Origin of the sequence: Cellulomonas gilvus ATCC 13127, assembly GCF_000218545.1 — a bacterium.
GTDB lineage: Bacteria > Actinomycetota > Actinomycetes > Actinomycetales > Cellulomonadaceae > Cellulomonas > Cellulomonas gilvus.
Genome location: NC_015671.1, coordinates 2315366 through 2334256 on the forward strand (window position 1 = coordinate 2315366; position 18891 = coordinate 2334256).

Below are 18891 nucleotides of genomic sequence, written 5' to 3' on the forward strand. Positions count from 1 at the left end.
CGTGGGACACGATCGCGACCGCTCCCACACACGATCTTCACGCCTGCCGGTCAGACGGTCTCGCGCATGCGCTGGCTGACCACGGTGGTGACGCCGTCGCCGCGCATCGTCACGCCGTACAGCGCGTCGGCGATCTCCATCGTGCGCTTCTGGTGGGTCACGACGATGAGCTGCGAGTCCTCCTGCAGCTCGCGGAAGATCTCGAGCAGGCGGCCCAGGTTCGCGTCGTCGAGCGCGGCCTCGACCTCGTCCATCACGTAGAACGGGCTGGGCCGCGCCTTGAAGATCGCGACGAGCAGCGCGACCGCCGTGAGCGACCGCTCGCCGCCCGAGAGCAGCGACAGCCGCTTGACCTTCTTGCCGGCCGGACGCGCCTCGACCTCGATGCCCGTGGTCAGCATGTCCGACGGGTCGGTGAGCACCAGGCGCCCCTCGCCGCCCGGGAACAGGCGCGGGAACACGTCGTCGAACGCAGCCGCGGTGTCCCGGTAGGCGTCCGTGAAGACCTGCTGCACGCGCTCGTCGATCTCCTTGACGATCTCGAGCAGATCCGCACGCGAGCGCTTGAGGTCCGCGAGCTGGTCGACCAGGAACTTGTGCCGCTCCTCGAGCGCCGCGAACTCCTCGAGCGCGAGGGGGTTGACCCGGCCCAGGAGCGAGAGCGCGCGCTCGGCGGCGCGCAGCCGCTTCTCCTGCTGCTCGCGGACGTACGGCACGTGCGTCGGGGCCTCGGGGTCCGGCTCGGTCCCGGGAGCCGTCACCACCGGCACGTCCTGGTGCGGCCCGAACTCCTCGACCAGGACCGCCGGGTCGAGCCCCAGCTCCTCGACCGCGCGCGTCTCGAGCTGCTCGATGCGCAGCCGCTGCTGCGTGCGCGCCACCTCGTCGCGGTGCGCGACGTCCGTGAGCCGCGCGAGCTCGGCTGCCTGCTGCTCGGCGAGCGCGCGGGCCTGCGCGATCGCCTCGTCGCGCCGCGCACGCGCGGCCTCGGCCGTCTCGCGCTCGTCCGAGGCCCGGCGCAGCGAGCTGTCGAGCACCTCGAGCGCGCGCGCCGCGCCCGCGCGGACCGCCTCGGCCACGGCCGCCTGACGGGCCCGCGCGCGTTCGCGCTCCGCCGCCCGCTCACGGGCCGCACGTTCGGCCTGCGCGGCGCGTTCGAGCGACTCGGCGCGGCCGGACAGCGCACGCGCGCGCTCCTCGACCGTGCGCAGCGTGAGGCGCGCCTCGGTCTCCCGGGTGCGGGCCTGCGTCGCGGCCTGTGCGAGCTCGTCGCGCCGCTGCGTGCCGGCCACGATCTGCGCCTCGCTCTCGACGGGCTCGACCTCGGCCGCGGTCAGCCGCTCGGTGAGCTCGGCCAGCTGCGCGGCGTCGTCCTCGAGCGTCCGGGCCGCCTGGTCGAGCGAGGCCTGCACGCGCTCGGCCTCGGCACGCGCCGCACGCGCGGCCGAGCCGAGGCTCCCCAGCTGCTCGGCGACCGCCGCGAGCTGCGCGTCGGACTCGTTGAGGCGCTCGAGCGTCGCCTCGTACGCGACCTTCGCCGCACGCTGCCGCTCGGTGGCGCTCGCGACCTCGAAGCGCAGACGCTCGGCGTCCTGCGCCGCGGTCTGCGCGCCGGTGCGCGCCTGGTCGAGCGCCGACTGCAGGTGCAGCGCGCTCGGCGCCGCGGACGACCCGCCGGACGCGCGGTGCCGGGACAGCACGTCACCCGTGCGGGTCGCGACGACGACGTGCGGCGCCCGGGTGAGCACCGCGCGGGCGGTCGCGAGGTCGTCGACCACCACGACGTCGGCCAGCAGCGCCTCGACCGTGCCGCGCACCTGCTCGGGTGCGCGCACCAGGTCGAGAGCCCGGTCGACGCCCGCGGGCAGCTCGACGGGTCCGGCGCCCGCTCCCCCGCCGACCAGGAGCGTGGTGCGGCCCGCGTCCTCGGTGCGCAGCCAGCGGATCGCGTCGACCGCGGCGTCGACGGAGTCGACCGCAACCGCGTCGGCCAGCGCGCCCAGCGCCGCGACCACGGCCTCCTCGTCGCGCTCGTCGACCGCCAGGAGCGCCGCGACCGAGCCGATCGTGCCGGGCAGGCCGTCGGCCGCCAGCAGCGCACCCGCGCCGTCCTTGCGGGTCAGGCTGAGCTCGAGCGTCTCGGCGCGCTGCTCGAGCGCGGTCCGCTCTCGCTCCGTGGCGGCCAGCCGCTCGGTGAGATCGGTGAGCGCGACGGTCGCGTCCTCGAGCGCCGCCGTCGCCGCCTCGTGCGCGGCGTCCAGGCCCTCCTCGCCCTCCTCGGCGCCCGCGACCTGCGACTCGAGCGCGGCGAACTCGGCCGTGGCCTGCGCACCGCGCCGCTCGGCCGCGGCCAGCGACTCGCGCAGGCGGCCGATCTCCGCCTCGGTGGCCTCGACGCGGCTGCGCCGGGCGGCGACCTGGCCCGCGAGCCGCGCGACGCCCTCGCGCCGGTCGGCGGCACCCCGCAACGCGGTGGCGAGCTCCTTCTCCGCGGCGCCCGCGTCCTGCTCGACCTGGTGCCGCGCGGCGACCGCACCCTCGAGCGCGGCCCGCGCGACGTCGACCTCGGCCGCGAGCTCCGCCTCGGCCACGCGGACTCGCTCGGCCTGCGCCGCGAGGTCGTCGGGGTCCCGGCCGTCGGTGCGTTCGGGCGCCGACGAGCCCAGCAGCCGCACACGGTCGGCCGCGAGCGTCGCGGTGCCGCGCAGGCGCTCCCGCAGCGAGGACAGGCGGTACCAGATCTCGCTCACCTCGGACAGCGCGGGCGCCGCCAGCGCGGCCTCGCGCTCGAGCGCGGCGAGGTCCGCGCGCGTGGCCGTGAGCGCGGCCTCGACCTGCGTGCGCTGCTCGACGAGCGCGGTCTCGTCGGCGATCTCCTGCTCGAGCTGCGACGTGAGCTGGGCCAGGTCGTCGGCCAGGAGGCGCGCACGCGCGTCGCGCAGGTCGGCCTGGACCACGGCGGCCTTGCGCGCGACCTCGGCCTGCCGACCGAGGGGCCCGAGCTGCCGGCGGATCTCCGCCGTGAGGTCGGCCAGGCGCGTGAGGTTGGCCTGCATCGCCTCGAGCTTGCGCAGCGCCTTCTCCTTGCGCTTGCGGTGCTTGAGGACGCCCGCCGCCTCCTCGATGAAGCCGCGCCGCTCCTCGGGCGTCGCGCGCAGCACCGCGTCGAGCTGGCCCTGACCCACGATCACGTGCATCTCACGGCCCAGGCCAGAGTCCGAGAGCAGGTCCTGGATGTCGAGCAGGCGGCAGCCCTGGCCGTTGATCGCGTACTCCGAGCCGCCGTTGCGGAACAGCGTCCGCGAGATCGTGACCTCGGAGTACTCGATGGGCAGCGCGCCGTCGGCGTTGTCGATGGTGAGCGCGACCTCGGCGCGGCCGAGCGGGGGCCGGCCCGCGGTCCCGGCGAAGATGACGTCCTCCATCTTGCCGCCGCGCAACGACTTGGCGCCCTGCTCGCCCATGACCCACGCGAGCGCGTCCACCACGTTGGACTTGCCCGACCCGTTGGGGCCGACCACGCACGTGACCCCGGGCTCGAAGCTCAAGGTCGTCGCCGAGGCGAACGACTTGAACCCGCGCAGGGTCAACGTCTTGAGGTGCACGGGGGCGAGTGTAGGTCGCGCGCGGTCCCGGACCGGGGACGCGGCGCTGCGGCGGGTGGCCTCAGAGAGCGGGGAACCAGAGCGCGATCTCGCGCTGCGCCGAGGCGGGCGAGTCCGAGCCGTGCACGATGTTCTCGATGACGTTCCTGCCCCAGTCGCGGGCCAGGTCCCCGCGGATGGTGCCGGGCGCGGCCGTCGTCGGGTCGGTGGCGCCCGCGAGCGAGCGGAACCCCTCGATCACGCGGTGCCCCTCGACGACCGCGGCGAACGTCGGGCCCGAGCCCATGAAGTCGATCAGCGGCTGCACGAACGGCTTGCCCGCGTGCTCGGCGTAGTGCTCCGCGAGCAGCGAGTCGTCGGCCGTGTGCAGGTCCACCGCGACGAGCGTGTAGCCCTTCGCCTCGATGCGGCGCAGGACCTCGCCGATCAGGCCGCGGGCCACACCGTCGGGCTTGACCAGGACGAGGGTGCGCTGGACATCGCTCATGGGACGAACCCTAGCCGTGCTCGTGGTGCGCGGCGCCGCGCGTCCGGCGCTCGGCCGTCACGGCCCGACGACACCCGGGTGGGCCGCGTCGAACTCGGCCCGCTCGCGGTCGATCCGGCCGCCCAGCCGCAGCGCGACGACCCACAGGCCGACGAACACGAGCGCGACGAGCACCGCCACGTCCCGCGCGACACGCGGCAGCACGACCGCCGCGCCGACCATCCAGCCCTGCAGGACCCAGCCGACGAGGTATCCCCCGGGCCGACCGACCATGCCCGCGGCGATCATCATGACGAGGGCCAGCCCCCCGCCGACACCCCAGACCCAGGCGGGCTCCGCCGCGCGCAGGCCGTGCGCCACGAGCGTCGCGAACAGCACGCACAGCGCCTCCAGGACGAGGATCGTCTGGGTGAACTGCGGCTTCGCGGGGCGCTTGCGGCGCACGGCCGGCGCGGGGGACGTCACCGGTCCAGGCTACCGGCGTGCTCCTGCGGCTCCGGCCGGGCGCCCACGTGCGCCGTGAGCTCGTCGACCACCACGGGAGCGTCCTTCTCCGACGCGTCAGGTGTGCCGGGCTGCGCGACGTGCGAGCCGTCGGCCGCCACGGCCTCGCCGCGCGCCACCATGCCGGCGACGTCGGAGAGCTTCACCTCGCGCAGGAAGAGCGCGAGCACGAGCCCGATCAGGACCAGCGGCACGAAGTACCAGAACGACGGGGCCAGCGTGCTCGCGAACGCGTCGATCACACCGCTCCGGTACGGCTCGGGCAGCTGCTGCACGACCTCGGGCGTGACGTCCGACGCGCCCGCTCCGTCGCCCGGAGCACCGGCGAAGACGTCGGTCAGCTTGGCGTACAGGGCCGAGGTGAAGATCGTGGAGAAGATGGCCGTGCCCACGGCCGCACCGATCTCCCGGAAGAAGTTGTTGGCGCTCGTCGCGGTGCCGAGCTCGTGCGGGTCCACCGCGTTCTGCACCGCGAGCACGATCGTCTGCATGACCAGGCCCATGCCCGCGCCGAGCACGAAGATCATCGCGCCGAACAGCCACATGGACATGTCACCCGAGATCCGCGTGAGCCATGCCAGGCCCAGCGCCGTGATGACCAGGCCCGCGACCGGGAAGATCTTGTACCGGCCGGTCTTGGTGATCGCGATGCCCGAGCCGATCGCCGTGAGCATCACGCCGACCATCATCGGCAGCATGAGGAACCCGGACTCGGTCACGCCCGCGCCCGTGGACATCTGCAGGAACGTGGGCAGGAACGCGAGCGCCGCGAACATGCCGGCGCCGAGGATGAAGCCGATGAGCGTCGCGATGGTGAACGTGGGGTTCCGGAACAGCCGCAGCGGCAGAATCGGGTCCTGCACCCGCAGCTCGACGAGCACGAACGCGGCGATCGCGACGACCGTCCCGACGACGAGGGCCAGCAGGCGCAGGTCGGACCAGTCGTAGCCGCTCTCGCCCGAGAACGACTGCCACGAGCTCGCGAGCACCAGGCCGGACGTCGCGACGACGAGGAAGAAGATCCCGGCGACGTCGAGCGGGCGGGTCGAGCGGTGCGACGGGAGCTTGAGCGTGAACCACGCGGTCACGAACGCCGCGACGCCGATCGGGATGTTGATCCAGAAGCACCAGCGCCAGTCGGCGTGGTCGGTGAACAGGCCACCCAGGAGCGGGCCGATGACCGCGGCGATGCCGAACAGCGCGCCCATCGGACCCATGTACTTGCCGCGGTCCTTCGCGGGCACGATGTCCGCGATGATCGCCTGCGACAGGATCATCAGGCCTCCACCGCCGAGGCCCTGCACGCCGCGCCAGGCCACCAGCTCGGCGAACGACTGCGCGAACCCGGCACCCGCGGACGCGACCGTGAACAGCCCGATCGCGACGAGGAACGGCCAGCGCCGGCCCCACAGGTCGCCGAACTTGCCGTACAGCGGCATGACGATGGCGATCGCGAGGATGTACGCGGTCACGACCCACCCCTGGTGGGCGACGCCGTCGAGCTCGCCGACGATCGTGGGCATCGCGGTGCCGACGATCGACTGGTCGAGCGAGGACAGGAACATGCTTGCCATGAGCGCGCCGAAGATCAGCCAGACGGTGCGCGGCGTGAGCACGACGAGCGGCTTGTCGCTCGTCTGCTCGGGGGCGGTGACGGCCATGCGGGGACCTCGTTCGGGTGGTGCGGACCGGGCCGTGCGGCGACCCGGCAGTCCTGGGGTGGGGTGGTGTGGTGTGGCGGGTCAGCCGGTGCCCGCGAAGACCGTGCGCAGCTCGGCGACGACGGCCGCCAGGTGCGGGCGCGGATCGGCGTCGGGGCCGGCGGCCTCCCAGCGCATCGCGGTCGCGTGCACCAGGTACATCGCGAGCGAGGCCACCGTGTCCGGCGCGACCGGCGCGTCGTGCCCGAGGCGCTCGGTCGCGAGCTCGAGCATCTGGGCGCGGTGCGACTCGACCCACGCGATGTGCCGTGCGAGCAGCCGAGGCTCGGCGGCCGCGAGCTCGAGCGCGCGCCGGAAGCGGTCGTGCCCCATGGGCGGCTGCGTGATGACCGTGGCCAGCAGCTCTTCGAGGTCGGCCACGAGCTCCCCGGTGGGTCCACCCTCGACGAACCGGACCGCGGCGGCCGGCGACACCGGCCACGGCCCGTGGCCGAGCACCGCGTCGTCCTTGGACTCGAAGTAGTTGAAGAACGTGCGCGTCGAGACGCCCGCCGCCTCGCAGATCGCCTCGACCGTCACCGCGTCCAGGCCGTCGCGCTCGACCAGTCGCTGCGTCGCGTCGACGAGCGCCTCGCGCCGCGCGCGCTTCTTGCGCTCGCGCAGGCCGACGTCGCCGCCTGCGGTCAGCGCGTCGGCGAGCGCCGCGAGGCCGGGGGCGTCGGCATCCGGACGCCCGGAAGCGTCAGGGCGCGAGCGAGGTCGGGTCGGGAGCACGGATGAACGTTACATCGAGTGCAACTTTGCACACCACGCAAGATCGAGCGACGTGCGTCACATGCGCGTCAGATCTCGCCGAACCCCGCATCGATCGCGTCGGTGAGCGCCGTCACCGCCTCGCGGGCCTGCGGGCCGGACGCCTCGACGCGCAGCTCGGCGCCCTGCGTCGCGCCGAGCTTCATGAGCTCGAGCACGCTCGCCGCGTTCACCCCGTTGACCGCCACCTGCGCGTCATAGCCCGCGAGCATGCGCGCCACGACCGCGGCCGGCCGGGCGTGCAGCCCCAGCGGGTTGAGCAGCGTGCGGTGCGCCCGGACCACGCCGTCGTCGGACCCCGCGCCCCCGCCGTCGGGGTCCGCCGTCGGCTCCGCGGACCCGACCTCGGGCGGTGCGCCGTACAGCCGGCCCGCATGCTCGGCCGCGGCCCGGACCTCGTCGTGCGGCGCGCCGCCGTGCGCGGTGACCGCGGCCGCGACCGCACCCTCGACGAACGGGGCGTCGACCAGCGCGACGCGTGCGGCGACGTCCGCGTCCGCGAGCTCGAGCACGGACTCGGTGGTGAGGACCGCGGAGCCCAGGTCCGCGAGGACCACGACCGACCGGCCGTCGCCCGCCGCGCGTGCCACGGCCTGCTCGATGCGCTCGAACGACGTGCCCAGCCCGCCGTCCGCCATCCCGCCCGCCGGCAGGATGAGGACGCCCGGCGCCATCTGTGCCGCGAGCTCGGCCGCTCCGCGCGCGAGCGCCTCCGAGTGCGAGACGAGCACGAGCGCGACGCGAGCGACGTCACGGTCCGGGGTCACGGCGCGACCTGCACGGCGGCGGCCAGCAGCAGCTCCGACGACCGTGCGCCGGGGTCCAGGTGTCCCGCCGAGCGCTCGCCCAGGTAGCTCGCGCGGCCCTTGGTCGCCACGAGCGGGATGGTCGAGGCGGCACCCTGCGCCGCGGCCTGCGCGGCCGCGACGAGCACGCCCCGCGGGTCGGCGCCCTCGGCCGCGGCCTTCGCCGCGGCGTCCGCCGCGGGCGACCACGCGTCGACCATGGTCTTCTCCCCCGTCGTGGCCTTGCCACGCGCGACGATCCCGTCCAGACCTGCCTCGAGCAGCGCCACGACGCCCGCCGCGTCGAGCGTCGCGACATCCGTGGCCTTCGCCGCGCGCAGGTACGCGGTGCCGTACAGCGGACCGGCCGCGCCCCCCACGGTCGACATCAGCGTGGTCGCGACCAGCCGGAGGACCTCGCCGATCGTCGCGGGCGGCGCGTCGAGCGCGTCGAGCTTGGCCGTCACCGCCGTGAAACCCCGCTTGAGGTTCTCGCCGTGATCACCGTCGCCGATCTGCCGGTCCAGCTCCACGAGCTCGTCCCGGTGCTCGACCACGGTGGCCGCGCTCGCGCGCACCCAGCTCACCGCCCACGCCACGTCCAGCGTCATGCAGGCCCCTCCTTCGTCGTCGCCCCATCCTGGCCCACGCGGCGGGCGCTACCAGCGCAGCGCCGTGGTGTGGACCGGAGCGTCCCACAGGGCCGTCAGCTCGGCGTCGAGCCGCAGCACGGTGACGGACGCACCCTGCATCTCGAGCGACGTCACGTAGTTGCCGACGAGCGAGCGGGTCACGCGCACGCCGCGCTCCTCCAGGAGCGCACGCGCGCGGCGGTAGACGATGTAGAGCTCGGACGCCGGGGTCCCGCCCATCCCGTTGACGAGCAGCAGGACCTCCTCGCCCGAGGTCAGCGCGAGGTCCTCGACCACGGGCGTCAGCAGCATCTCGGTGATGGCGTCCGCACCCGCCAGCGGGATGCGGTGGCGCCCGGGCTCGCCGTGGATGCCGATGCCGATCTCGATCTCGTCGTCCGGCAGGTCGAACGACGGCTTGCCGGCGTGCGGCACGGTGCACGCGGTCAGCGCGACGCCCATGGTCCGGACGTTGGCGATCACGCGCTGCGCGACGGCCTCGACCGCGGCCAGGTCGTCGCCGCGCTCCGCGGCCGCACCCGCGATCTTCTCCACCGCGACCGTGCCCGCGACGCCGCGCCGCCCGGCCGTGTACAGCGAGTCCTCGACCGCGACGTCGTCGTTCACGACGACCGTGCGCACGGTGACGCCGTCGGCCTCGGCCAGCTCGACCGCGGTCTCGAAGTTGAGCACGTCGCCCGTGTAGTTCTTGACGATCGCGAGCACGCCCGCGCCGCCGTCGGCGGCCTGGAAGGCGGGCGCGATCTGGTCGGGCGTCGGGCTCGTGAACACCGCACCCGGGACCGCCGCGTCGAGCATGCCCACGCCCACGAAGCCCGCGTGCAGCGGCTCGTGCCCGCTGCCGCCCCCGCTCACGAGGCCGACCTTGCCGGTCACGGCCCCGCCCGCGCGCGTCACGTAGTCGGGCCCGGTGTGGACCGCGACCAGGTCGGCGTGCGCCGCGGCGAACCCCGCCAGGGTCTCGGCCACCACGTCCGCGGGGTCGTTGATGAGCTTCTTCACCGTCGCCGTCCCATCCCCGGGGCACGTCCGGGCCCCGGCCTGCGCGTCCTGATCCCGACGTCCTCACCTTCGTCGTGCGCACCACCGGCGGCAAGAGGAAGGCGTGCACCCACCCTGCACGTCTGTGCAGGTCCGTGTCGAGCCCGTCAGGGCCGGCCGAGCAGCACGCGCGCCTCCGCGACCAGCAGGATCGATCCCGTGACCACGACCGCGGCCCCGCGCTCGACCTCGGACTCGGCGCGCTCGACCGCGATCGCGACCGCGTCGTCCAGCCGCTCGGCCACGTGGACGCGGTCCTCGCCGAACACCTCGACCGCGATCTCCGCGAGCTCGTCGGCCGGCATCGCGCGTGCGTTGCCCGCCTGCGTGACGACCACCTCGGCCAGCTCGGGCTCGAGGACCGACAGGATGCCCTCGGGGTCCTTGTCCGCCATGACGCCCACGACGCCTACCACGCGCTGGAACGCGAACGCCTCGTCGAGCGAGCGGACCATCGCCGCCGCGCCCGCCGGGTTGTGCGCACCGTCGACCAGCACCGTGGGGCTCGACCGCACGATCTCGAGCCGGCCCGGCGAGGTCGCGTCGGCGAACGCGGCGCCCACGACGTCACCGTCGAGCGCGGCACCGCCCGTCAGCAGCGCCTCGGCCGCGACCAGCGCGAGCAGCGCGTTGTGCGCCTGGAACTCGCCGTGCAGCGACAGGAAGACGTCCGCGTAGACACCGCCCAGGCCACGCAGCGTGAGCAGCTGGCCGCCCACGCCCACCTGCCGGTCCACCACCGCGACGTCGACGCCCTCGCGCACCACGCGTGCGCCACGCTCCGCAGCGACCTCGAGGACGAGCGCCTCGACCTCCGGGTCCTGCTGCGCGAGCACCACGGTGGCACCCTGCTTGACGATGCCCGCCTTGACGGCCGCGATCTCCAGCAGCGAGTCTCCCAGCCAGCGCTCGTGGTCCATCGCGACCGGCGCGATGACGGCCACCTCGCCGTCCGCGACGTTCGTCGCGTCCCACAGGCCGCCCATGCCGACCTCGACCACGGCGACGTCCACGGGGGCGTCGGCGAACGCCGCGAACGCCATGACCACGAACACCTCGAAGAACGACAGGCGTGGCTCGCCCCGCTCCGCGCAGCGCGCGTCGACCATCTCGACGTACGGCAGCACGTCGCGGTACGTCGCGACGAACGTCTCGTCGTCGATCGGCTCGCCGTCGACCGCGATGCGCTCGTTGACGCGCGTGAGGTGCGGGCTCGTGAAGCGGCCCGTGCGCAGCCCGTGCTCGCGCAGCAGCCGCTCGACCATGCGGCTGGTCGACGTCTTGCCGTTGGTCCCCGTCAGGTGCACCACGCGGTAGGCGCGCTGCGGGTCGCCCAGCAGCTCGCACACCTCCTGCACGCGCCGGAACGACGGGTCGATCTCGTGCTCGGGCTGCCGCTGGAGGATCTCGCGGTAGACCTCGTCGGCCGCGGCACGGGCCGCCGCGAGCGCCTCGGTGCGCACGTGCTCCTTGCCGCTCATGACGGACGACCGGGACGTGCGGCGGTGGGGGTCATGAGGCCATTCTGCCCGCCGTCGACCTGCGGGCCCACGCGCGGCGGCGCGTCCGCCGCTACCGTTCCGGGATGCGTCGCGCCGCCGTCCTCCTGATCGCCCTGGTGCTGGGCGCTCCCCTGGCCTCGACCCCGGCCGCCGCGGGCGGGGTCGAGGGCGCGGGCCCGGCGGCCGTCACGGCCGAGACCGTGAAGACGGTCGGGAACGGCACGCCCCGGTCCTGCACGCCCGCGGCGCTGGCCCGGGCGGTCCGCGGCGGGGGCACGGTCCGGTTCCGGTGCGGGCCGGACAAGGTCACGATCGTGCTGGACCGCACGCTCGTCGTGTGCAACACCACCACGTGCCGGCACCCGGGGGCGGACCCGAAGGCCAGGGTCGTCCAGGAGCTGGTGCTCGACGGTGGGGGCAAGGTCGTGCTCTCGGGGGGCGGCGCGCGCGGCATCCTCTACGCGAACACGTGCCAGGAGTCGTTCGGCTGGCTCTCGGCGCGCTGCGACCTGCAGACCACGCCGCACGTGGTGGTGCGGCACCTCGTCATGCAGAAGGGCGACGCGACCCGGGCACCGGTGTGGGGCGGGCGGCGCCTCGAGGACCTGCGCGGCGGCGGGGCCATCGCCATGCGGGGCGGCCGGCTCACCGTGCAGGACGTGACGTTCCGGGACAACCGCTGCGTCGCGCGTGACTCCGACGCGGGTGGCGGCGCGGTGCGCGTGACCGGGCAGCACGTGCGCGCCCGCGTCCTGGCCTCGACGTTCCTGCGCAACACGTGCGCCAACGGCGGTGCGATCTCCTCGCTCCAGGCCCCGCTGCTGGTGCGACGCTCGACGCTCGCCGACAACACCGCGACCGGGACGGGCGCCTCGTCGGGTCAAGGCGGCAACGGCGGTGCGGTGTACTTCGACGGGACCGACCAGGACGTCACCGTCGAGGACTCCGTGATCCAGCGCAACCACGCACCCGAGGGCGGACCGGGGGTGTTCTACGTGAGCAACGACCGCACGGGGACGTTGACGATCACGGGGTCGACCATCACCAAGAACACCGGTGCCCGGTTCTGGACCGGCAGCACGCGCAGCATCTTCTTCCTGGGCAAGGCGTTCGTGCGCGTGTCCTCCACGATCACCTGACGGTGCCCGCCCGGCCCGCGCGTCGCGGACCGGGCGGACCACCCGGAGCGGTCAGGCCTCCGCGCGGACCACGTGCGCGGCGAGCTCCGCGCCGGGCTCGATCGTCACGTCGAGCGCGAGCGTCTCGGCGGCGACGAAGTCGCGGTGCGCCTCGACCGCGCCGACGTGCTCGGCGGGCACGGTCAGCGTGAGCGTGATGCGGTCCGCGACGTTCAGGCCCGCGGCCTTGCGCGCGTCCTGCACCGCCCGCACCACGTCGCGCGCGTAGCCCTCGGCCCGCAGCTCGTCGTCCAGGCCGATGTCGAGCACCACGAACCCGCGCCCCGGCAGGACCGCGGCCGCGACCTCGTCGCCCTCCTCGTCGCGCACCGCCGCGACCAGCGTGTACTCGGGCTCGAGCAGCGGCACGTCGCCGTCGGGCGTGCGCACGACGACGCCGTCGGCCGTCTGCTCCCAGTCCCCCGCCTTGGCGGCCCGGATCACGGTCTGCACCGCGCGGCCGAGCCGAGGACCGGCCGCGCGCGCGTTGACGTCGAGCCGCGTCCACACGCCGAACTCCGACGCCGACGCGTCGTCGACCGACAGCACCTGCACGCTGCGCACGTTGACCTCGGTGGCGACCAGGTCCGCGAACGGCACCGCGAGGTGCGGGAACGGGATCGCGACGCGCAGCTCGCGCAGCGGCTGACGCACGCGCAGCCCGTTCGCCTTCCGCAGCGCGTGCGCGGCCGAGACGATCTCGCGCACCCGGTCCATCGCGGCGACCAGCTCGGCGTCCGTGAACTCGGCGCCCGTGAGCGGCACGCCGTCGGCCACCGCGGCCGCTCCGGCGCCGGGCGCCGTGACCAGCTCGTCGGGCGTGGGCCAGTCGGTGAGGTGCACGCTGCGCCCCCCGGTCAGCCCGCGCCAGATCTCCTCGGTGACCAGCGGTGCGAGCGGCGCCATGACGCGGGTCAGCGTCTCGAGCGCCGTGAACAGCGTGTCGAACGCCGCCTGGTCCTCGTCCCAGAACCGCTGGCGCTGCGTGCGCACGTACCAGTTGGTCAGCACGTCCAGGTGCTGCCGCACGGCCTCGCACGCACCCGAGACGTCGTACTCGTCGAGCAGCCGCGTGACGTCCGCGACGAGCTCGCGCGTACGAGCCAGCAGGTCACGGTCGGCCGTGCGCAGCGCACCCGCGCCGGCCTCGTCGACGCGCGCCGCACGCAGGCCCGCCCCGCCGCGCGCCGCACCGGCGTACAGCGTGAAGAAGTAATAGGTGCTCCACAGCGGCAGCAGCACCTGACGCACGCCGTCGCGGATGCCCTCCTCCGCGACGATGAGGTTCCCGCCGCGCAGGATCGGGCTCGACATGAGCGACCAGCGCACCGCGTCCGACCCGTACACGTCCCACATCTCGACGGGGTCCGGGAAGTTGCGCAGCGACTTGGACGCCTTGCGGCCGTCGTCGCCGAGCACGATCCCGTGGCACATCACGTTGCGGAACGCGGGTCGGTCGAAGATGCCCGTGGCCAGCACGTGCAGCGTGTAGAACCAGCCCCGGGTCTGGCCGATGTACTCGACGATGAAGTCGCCCGGGTAGTGGTGCTCGAACCAGTCCGCGTTCTCGAACGGGTAGTGCACCTGCGCGAACGGCATCGAGCCCGAGTCGAACCACACGTCCAGCACGTCCGGGATGCGGCGCATCGTGGACCGGCCCGTCGGGTCGTCCGGGTTCGGACGCGTCAGCTCGTCGATGAACGGGCGGTGCAGGTCGGGTTCACCCGCGGCGTTGGTGGGCACGCGGCCGAAGTCGCGCTCGAGCTCGGCGAGCGAGCCGTACGCGTCGACCCGCGGGTGCTCCGGGTCGTCGGACACCCACACCGGGATGGGCGTGCCCCAGTACCGGTTGCGGCTGATGGACCAGTCGCGCGCACCCGAGAGCCACTTGCCGAACTGGCCGTCCTTGATGTGCTCGGGGATCCAGGTGATCTCCTGGTTGAGCTCGACCATGCGGTCGCGGTAGTCCGTGACGCGCACGAACCACGACGAGACGGCCTTGTAGATCAACGGGTTCCGGCACCGCCAGCAGTGCGGGTAGGAGTGCTCGTACGTCTCGTGCCGCACGACGACCGCGCGCCGGTCGGCGGGGACGCGCGCGAGCGGTCCCGTGCCCGCCTTGAGGTCGGCGATGATCGGCTTGTTGCCCTCGAACACCTGCGTGCCCGCGTAGTCGGCCACCTGCGCGGTGAACCGGCCCTTCTCGTCGACCGGCACGATCGAGGCGATGCCTGCGGCGTCGCACGCCGCCATGTCGTCCTCACCGAACGCGGGCGCCAGGTGGACGATGCCCGAGCCGTCCTCGGTGGTCACGAAGTCCGCGACGAGCACGCGGTGGGCGTTCTCGTGCCCCGCGAAGTAGTCGAACGGCGGCGTGTAGCGGCGGCCGGCCAGGTCGGCGCCCAGCACGGTCTCGACGACGGTAGCCTCGCCGAGCTCACGCGCGTAGGCCGCGAGCCGCGGTGCCGCGAGCAGCACGCGCTCGCCCGGGTGCGCCTGCCCGAACGGCGAGTCGGCGGCGGGCTCGACCACGACGTACTCGATCTGCGGGCCCACCGCGACGGCCAGGTTGGACGGCAGCGTCCACGGCGTCGTGGTCCAGATCAGTGCGAGCTCACCCGTCTCGAGGCGCAGGCCGACCGTGAGCGCGGGGTCCTGCCGCGTCGCGTACACGTCGTCGTCCATGCGCAGCTCGTGGTTGGACAGCGGCGTCTCGTCGACCCAGCAGTACGGCAGGACGCGGTGCCCCTCGTACGCCAGGCCCTTGTCGTAGAGCTGCTTGAACGCCCAGATCACGGACTCCATGAACGTGACGTCGAGCGTCTTGTAGTCGTGGTCGAAGTCCACCCAGCGCGCCTGGCGCGTGACGTACTCGCGCCACTCCTGCGTGTACTTCAGCACCGAGTCACGGCACGCGTCGTTGAACGCCGCGATGCCCATCTGCTCGATCTGCGCCTTGTCGGTGATGCCCAGCAGGCGCTGCGCCTCGAGCTCGGCGGGCAGCCCGTGCGTGTCCCAGCCGAACCGGCGCTCGACGCGCTGACCCTGCATGGTCCGGTACCGCGGGACGACGTCCTTGGCGTAGCCGGTCAGCAGGTGCCCGTAGTGGGGCAGGCCGTTGGCGAACGGCGGGCCGTCGTAGAAGACGTACTCGTTGCTGCCGTTCTCCCCCGCGGGACGCTGGTCGATCGACGCCTGGAACGTCCCGTCGGCGGCCCAGTGCGCGAGCACGTCGCGCTCGAGCGCGGGCAGGTCGGGCGAGGGGGCGACGGGCTCGTCGCGGTGCAGCGGGTAGTGACGATCGGTCACCGGGCGTCTCCTGTGGTCGGCACGCCCTGGTCGGGCGCGCGTCGCGCGGCTGCGAGGACGACGACCCGGACCGGCCGGGACCACCGCGGTACCACCTCGCTTGCCGGCTCACCGTCACCCGGCCCGCCGACGCGACGGGTCCGACGACGACGCGTCGACCACTCGAGAGGCTGTGACGGGCCTGCCCCGTCCGGTTCTACTGGGGCCGCTGACGCGGCCTGTTCTTCCGGAGGCTCCCCGGTGATGGCCGGATCGGTGCCTGTGGGCTCAGCCTAGCCCAGCACCCCCAGCCCGCCGCACGGCATAGTGCCGGGGTGCCTGCTCATCACCGCCCCGTCGTCCTGCTCGACCTGGACGGCACGCTCAGCGAGTCCGCGCCCGGCATCACCGCGTCCGCGGCGCACGCCTACCGCACGCTGGGCCTGCCCGTGCCGGACCCCGCCACGCTGCTCGGGTTCGTCGGGCCACCGCTCGCGGACAGCCTGCGCGCGCACGGCGTGCCCGAGCACCTGGTGGCCGACGCGCTGACCGCGTACCGCGCGCACTACGACGCGGGTGCGCTGCGGGCCACGCGCGCCTACCCGGGCGTGCTCGACGCGCTGCGGACCCTGCGCGCCGCGGGCTGCACGCTGCTGGTCGCGACCTCGAAGCCGCAGGTGCGGGCGGACCCGGTGTGCGCGTACCTGGGCGTGGACGCGCTGGTCGACGGCGTGTTCGGGGCCCCGCCCGACGACGTGCCCAGCACCAAGGCCGACGTGGTCGCGGCGGCGCTCGCCTCGGTGCCCGGCCACGGCCCCGCCGTGATGGTGGGCGACCGCGTGCACGACGTCGTCGGCGCGCACGCCAACGGCGTACCGTGCGTCGGCGTGACCTGGGGCTACGCGCAGCCCGGCGAGCTCGCCGACGCGGACGTGCGCGTGTCCGCACCCGGTGCGCTCGCCACCGCGGTGCTCGCCCTCCTGGCCGCGGCGGGCCGCACCTGACCCGTCACTCGAGCGCGGCGGCCACCACGCCGGCCGACCCCAGGTGGGCCGCCAGGTCACCCAGCGCGGCCACGCGCCGCGCGGGTGCGCGTGCCGGGTCCAGCGCGACGGTCGCGGCGGCGACCACGTCCTGCACCGCGCGGACGCAGCGCACGTGCACCAGGCGGTCGTCGTCGATGTCAACCCGTCCGTAGCCCGTGAAGAAGGCCGCCGCCTGCTCGGCCGTGACGGGCACGTGCGGGAGCACGCCGCCCAGGACGAACATCAGGTCCGCCTCGGGCGGCGCGAGCCGTGCGTGCTCCCAGTCCAGGAGCGCGACGTCGCGCGGCCCCGTGGCGACCACGTGCCCGACGTGCGCGTCACCGTGGCAGACCACGAGCGGCTCGTCGTGCCGCCGCGCACGCAACCGCCCGCTCACGCGCACCGCACGGTCGGCCACCAGCGCGACCCGGTGCCGCGCGACCTGCCACGCCTCCACGACCGCGTGCGCGAGCGGGTCCGCCGCGGCACACCGCTCGATCGCGTGCTCGACGGCCGCGAGCGCCGCGCATGCGGGTGCGGGGTCGAACCGCTCGCGCGGCAGTCCGGGCACGCTCGCCGGGTCGATCGCGTGCACGCGCGCGACCAGCCGTCCGAACGCCGTCCACTGCGGTGGCGACAGCGGCACGTCGCGGCCCGTGGGGCCGTCCAGCCAGGGCTCGACGCTCAGCCGCCCGCCGTCGTGGACCGCGTCGGTCGACCCGGTGCGCGTCAGCACGGGCGGCGCGACGTGCGCGGGCGCAGGCACCACGGATGCGGGCCGCACCGGCACGGTGCGCGCGAGCGCGAGCGCGACGTGCGGTGCGGCCGACGCCGCGTACGTCCACCGGACCGCGTACGCGCTCGGCCCGACCGTGGCACGCCACACCCGCCCGGACGCGCCCGCGCTCACGGCCTCCAGGGTCTCCACCTCGAGCCCGTAGTCCGCGCGCACGCGCTCCCGGAGCGTCACATCCGTCACGCCCGGCACGCTAGGCACCCGGTGTTGCCCGCACGTTGCCAGCCCGTGCCCATCAGGACACGGGCGGCTCACACCCCCGCGGCGGGACGTCCGTCCGGCGCCCGCGCGCCGGGTGCGAGGATCTGCGGGTGAACCCCGTGGTGCTGCTGGACCTGGACGGAACGCTCGTCAACTCCTCGCAAGGGGTCCTGCACGCGCTGCGCGCGGGCTTCACGGGGGCCGGGCTGCCCGCCCCGGACGACGCGGTGCTGCGCACGTTCATCGGCCCACCGGTGCACGACTCGCTGCGGCGCGTGGGCGTGCCCGCGGACCGGCACGCCGACGTGGTGCACGGCTACCAGGTCGCGTTCGCCGAGCGTGGCAACCTGATGACGCACGTGTTCGACGGCATCCCGACCGCGCTGGCCGACCTGCGGGACGCGGGGGCCGTGCTCGTCGTCGCGACCGCCAAGCCGCACCGGTTCGCGGTGCCCGGGCTCGCGCACCTGGGCCTGGCCGGGCTCCTCGACGGGGTGGTCGGGGCACCGCTCGACGAGAGCGAGAGCAAGGGTCAGATCATCGGACGCGCGCTGGCGTCGCTCGGCGACCGGCGGCCCGACCGCACGCGCGTCGTCATGGTGGGCGACCGTGAGCACGACGTGGCGGGTGCGCGCGAGAACGACCTCGCGTGCCTGGGCGTGCTGTGGGGTTTCGGCGACCGCACCGAGCTCGAGGCCGCCGGCGCAGCCGCGCTCGTGAGCACCCCCGGCGAGCTGGCGGCCGCGGCGCTCGCGCAGCTCGGGGTCCGCACGTGAGCGCGCCGCGTCGCCTCAGCCGCGCGACGGCGTCACGGGCTCCTTCGCCGACCACGGGAACGTGATCCAGCGGTCCGTGCGGCGCCACACGTAGTCCGGGTCCACCACCGAGTGCGGCTTGGCGTACAGCACCGCGGTGCGTGCGTGCGCGCAGTGCTCCGCCACCAGCCGGCCGACCAGCGCGAGCGTCTCGCCCGTGTCCGCGACGTCGTCGACGACGAGTGCGCGCAGCCCCGTGAGCGCCTGCGTGTCCAGCAGCGGGGGCAGCACCGCGGGCTCGGGCAGGCGCGCGTCCACACCCGTGTAGAACTCGACGTTGAGCGTGCCCACCGCCTTGGTGCCCAGCGCGTAGGCGATCGCGCCGCCCGCCGGCAGCCCGCCCCGCGCGACCGCGACCACCAGGTCCGGCACGAAGCCCGAGTCGACGACCGTCTGCGCGAGCTCGCGTGCGGCCCGGCCGAACGTCTCCCAGTCCAGGATCTCGCGGTCGCCGGGGAGCTCGGTGCCGGGGGCGGCCTCGGTCGTCGTCATGCGCCGCATCATGCCGTGCGCGCATGTCGGGCTCGTTGCGCGGCC

The 18891-nt window shown here is 74.5% G+C and carries 15 protein-coding genes; 3 read left to right on the forward strand and 12 right to left on the reverse strand.

Annotated elements, in window-relative coordinates:
- Nucleotides 1-50: 50 nt before the first annotated feature.
- The 9 genes from smc to CELGI_RS10730 all read right to left on the reverse strand — a co-directional run bounded on the left by smc (nucleotide 51) and on the right by CELGI_RS10730 (nucleotide 11030).
- Nucleotides 51-3605 (reverse strand): chromosome segregation protein SMC, encoded by a 3555-nt coding sequence (gene smc, locus CELGI_RS10690; protein ID WP_013884138.1) that lies wholly within the window; start codon nucleotides 3603-3605, stop codon nucleotides 51-53.
- 61 nt (nucleotides 3606-3666) lie between these two features.
- Nucleotides 3667-4092, reverse strand: coding sequence for a nucleoside-diphosphate kinase (gene ndk / locus CELGI_RS10695; RefSeq protein ID WP_013884139.1), 426 nt, complete (start codon nucleotides 4090-4092; stop codon nucleotides 3667-3669).
- A 57-nt stretch (nucleotides 4093-4149) separates the two neighbouring features.
- Entirely contained in the window at nucleotides 4150-4557 is a 408-nt protein-coding gene (locus tag CELGI_RS10700; RefSeq protein ID WP_013884140.1) for a DUF4233 domain-containing protein, read from the reverse strand.
- Nucleotides 4554-6257, reverse strand: coding sequence for an MDR family MFS transporter (locus CELGI_RS10705; protein WP_013884141.1), 1704 nt, complete (start codon nucleotides 6255-6257; stop codon nucleotides 4554-4556). Before CELGI_RS10705 ends, CELGI_RS10700 begins: the two co-directional genes overlap by 4 nt.
- A gap of 81 nt (nucleotides 6258-6338) precedes the next feature.
- Nucleotides 6339-7031: a TetR/AcrR family transcriptional regulator gene (locus CELGI_RS10710; RefSeq protein WP_013884142.1), complete on the reverse strand. Its 693-nt coding sequence runs from the start codon at nucleotides 7029-7031 to the stop codon at nucleotides 6339-6341.
- Nucleotides 7032-7099: 68 nt separating this feature from the next.
- Complete coding sequence (dhaM, locus tag CELGI_RS10715) at nucleotides 7100-7837, reverse strand: dihydroxyacetone kinase phosphoryl donor subunit DhaM (RefSeq protein WP_013884143.1); 738 nt, start codon at nucleotides 7835-7837, stop codon at nucleotides 7100-7102.
- Complete coding sequence (gene dhaL, locus CELGI_RS10720; protein WP_013884144.1) at nucleotides 7834-8466, reverse strand: dihydroxyacetone kinase subunit DhaL; 633 nt, start codon at nucleotides 8464-8466, stop codon at nucleotides 7834-7836. The genes dhaM and dhaL overlap by 4 nt, the downstream gene beginning before the upstream one ends.
- Before the next feature lie 48 nt (nucleotides 8467-8514).
- A complete protein-coding gene (gene dhaK, locus CELGI_RS10725; RefSeq protein ID WP_013884145.1) occupies nucleotides 8515-9510 on the reverse strand; it encodes a dihydroxyacetone kinase subunit DhaK in 996 nt (331 codons plus the stop codon).
- A 146-nt stretch (nucleotides 9511-9656) separates the two neighbouring features.
- A complete protein-coding gene (locus tag CELGI_RS10730) occupies nucleotides 9657-11030 on the reverse strand; it encodes a bifunctional folylpolyglutamate synthase/dihydrofolate synthase (protein ID WP_013884146.1) in 1374 nt (457 codons plus the stop codon).
- A 104-nt stretch (nucleotides 11031-11134) separates the two neighbouring features.
- Here CELGI_RS10730 and CELGI_RS10735 point away from each other — a divergent pair, with 104 nt between their 5' ends.
- Complete coding sequence (locus CELGI_RS10735; protein WP_013884147.1) at nucleotides 11135-12190, forward strand: right-handed parallel beta-helix repeat-containing protein; 1056 nt, start codon at nucleotides 11135-11137, stop codon at nucleotides 12188-12190.
- A 51-nt stretch (nucleotides 12191-12241) separates the two neighbouring features.
- Here CELGI_RS10735 and ileS read toward each other — a convergent pair whose 3' ends face one another.
- Nucleotides 12242-15538 carry an isoleucine--tRNA ligase gene (gene ileS / locus CELGI_RS10740; RefSeq protein WP_013884148.1) on the reverse strand — a complete coding sequence of 1099 codons (3297 nt, stop codon included), beginning with the start codon at nucleotides 15536-15538 and terminating at the stop codon, nucleotides 12242-12244.
- A 314-nt stretch (nucleotides 15539-15852) separates the two neighbouring features.
- Between ileS and CELGI_RS10745 the strand changes: the two genes are divergently transcribed.
- Nucleotides 15853-16521 carry an HAD hydrolase-like protein gene (locus CELGI_RS10745; RefSeq protein ID WP_013884149.1) on the forward strand — a complete coding sequence of 223 codons (669 nt, stop codon included), beginning with the start codon at nucleotides 15853-15855 and terminating at the stop codon, nucleotides 16519-16521.
- 4 nt (nucleotides 16522-16525) lie between these two features.
- Here CELGI_RS10745 and CELGI_RS10750 read toward each other — a convergent pair whose 3' ends face one another.
- On the reverse strand, nucleotides 16526-17521 hold the full coding sequence (locus CELGI_RS10750; RefSeq protein WP_169315148.1) for an aminoglycoside phosphotransferase family protein: 996 nt from the start codon (nucleotides 17519-17521) through the stop codon (nucleotides 16526-16528).
- Between the two features lie 128 nt (nucleotides 17522-17649).
- Here CELGI_RS10750 and CELGI_RS10755 point away from each other — a divergent pair, with 128 nt between their 5' ends.
- Entirely contained in the window at nucleotides 17650-18315 is a 666-nt protein-coding gene (locus CELGI_RS10755) for an HAD hydrolase-like protein (RefSeq protein WP_013884151.1), read from the forward strand.
- Nucleotides 18316-18330: 15 nt separating this feature from the next.
- Here the strand turns inward: CELGI_RS10755 and CELGI_RS10760 are convergent, their stop codons facing one another.
- Nucleotides 18331-18846, reverse strand: coding sequence for a phosphoribosyltransferase (locus CELGI_RS10760; protein WP_041574657.1), 516 nt, complete (start codon nucleotides 18844-18846; stop codon nucleotides 18331-18333).
- Nucleotides 18847-18891 lie beyond the last annotated feature (45 nt).

Excerpts from the sequence above, each read along its gene's own strand:
- ndk (WP_013884139.1), bottom strand. The coding sequence starts at position 4,092 with ATGAGCGATGTCCAGCGCACCCTCGTCCTGGTCAAGCCCGACGGTGTG.
- CELGI_RS10705 (WP_013884141.1), bottom strand. The coding sequence starts at position 6,257 with ATGGCCGTCACCGCCCCCGAGCAGACGAGCGACAAGCCGCTCGTCGTG.
- dhaL (WP_013884144.1), bottom strand. The coding sequence starts at position 8,466 with ATGACGCTGGACGTGGCGTGGGCGGTGAGCTGGGTGCGCGCGAGCGCG.
- CELGI_RS10730 (WP_013884146.1), bottom strand. The coding sequence starts at position 11,030 with ATGAGCGGCAAGGAGCACGTGCGCACCGAGGCGCTCGCGGCGGCCCGT.
- CELGI_RS10735 (WP_013884147.1), top strand. The coding sequence starts at position 11,135 with ATGCGTCGCGCCGCCGTCCTCCTGATCGCCCTGGTGCTGGGCGCTCCC.
- CELGI_RS10760 (WP_041574657.1), bottom strand. The coding sequence starts at position 18,846 with ATGACGACGACCGAGGCCGCCCCCGGCACCGAGCTCCCCGGCGACCGC.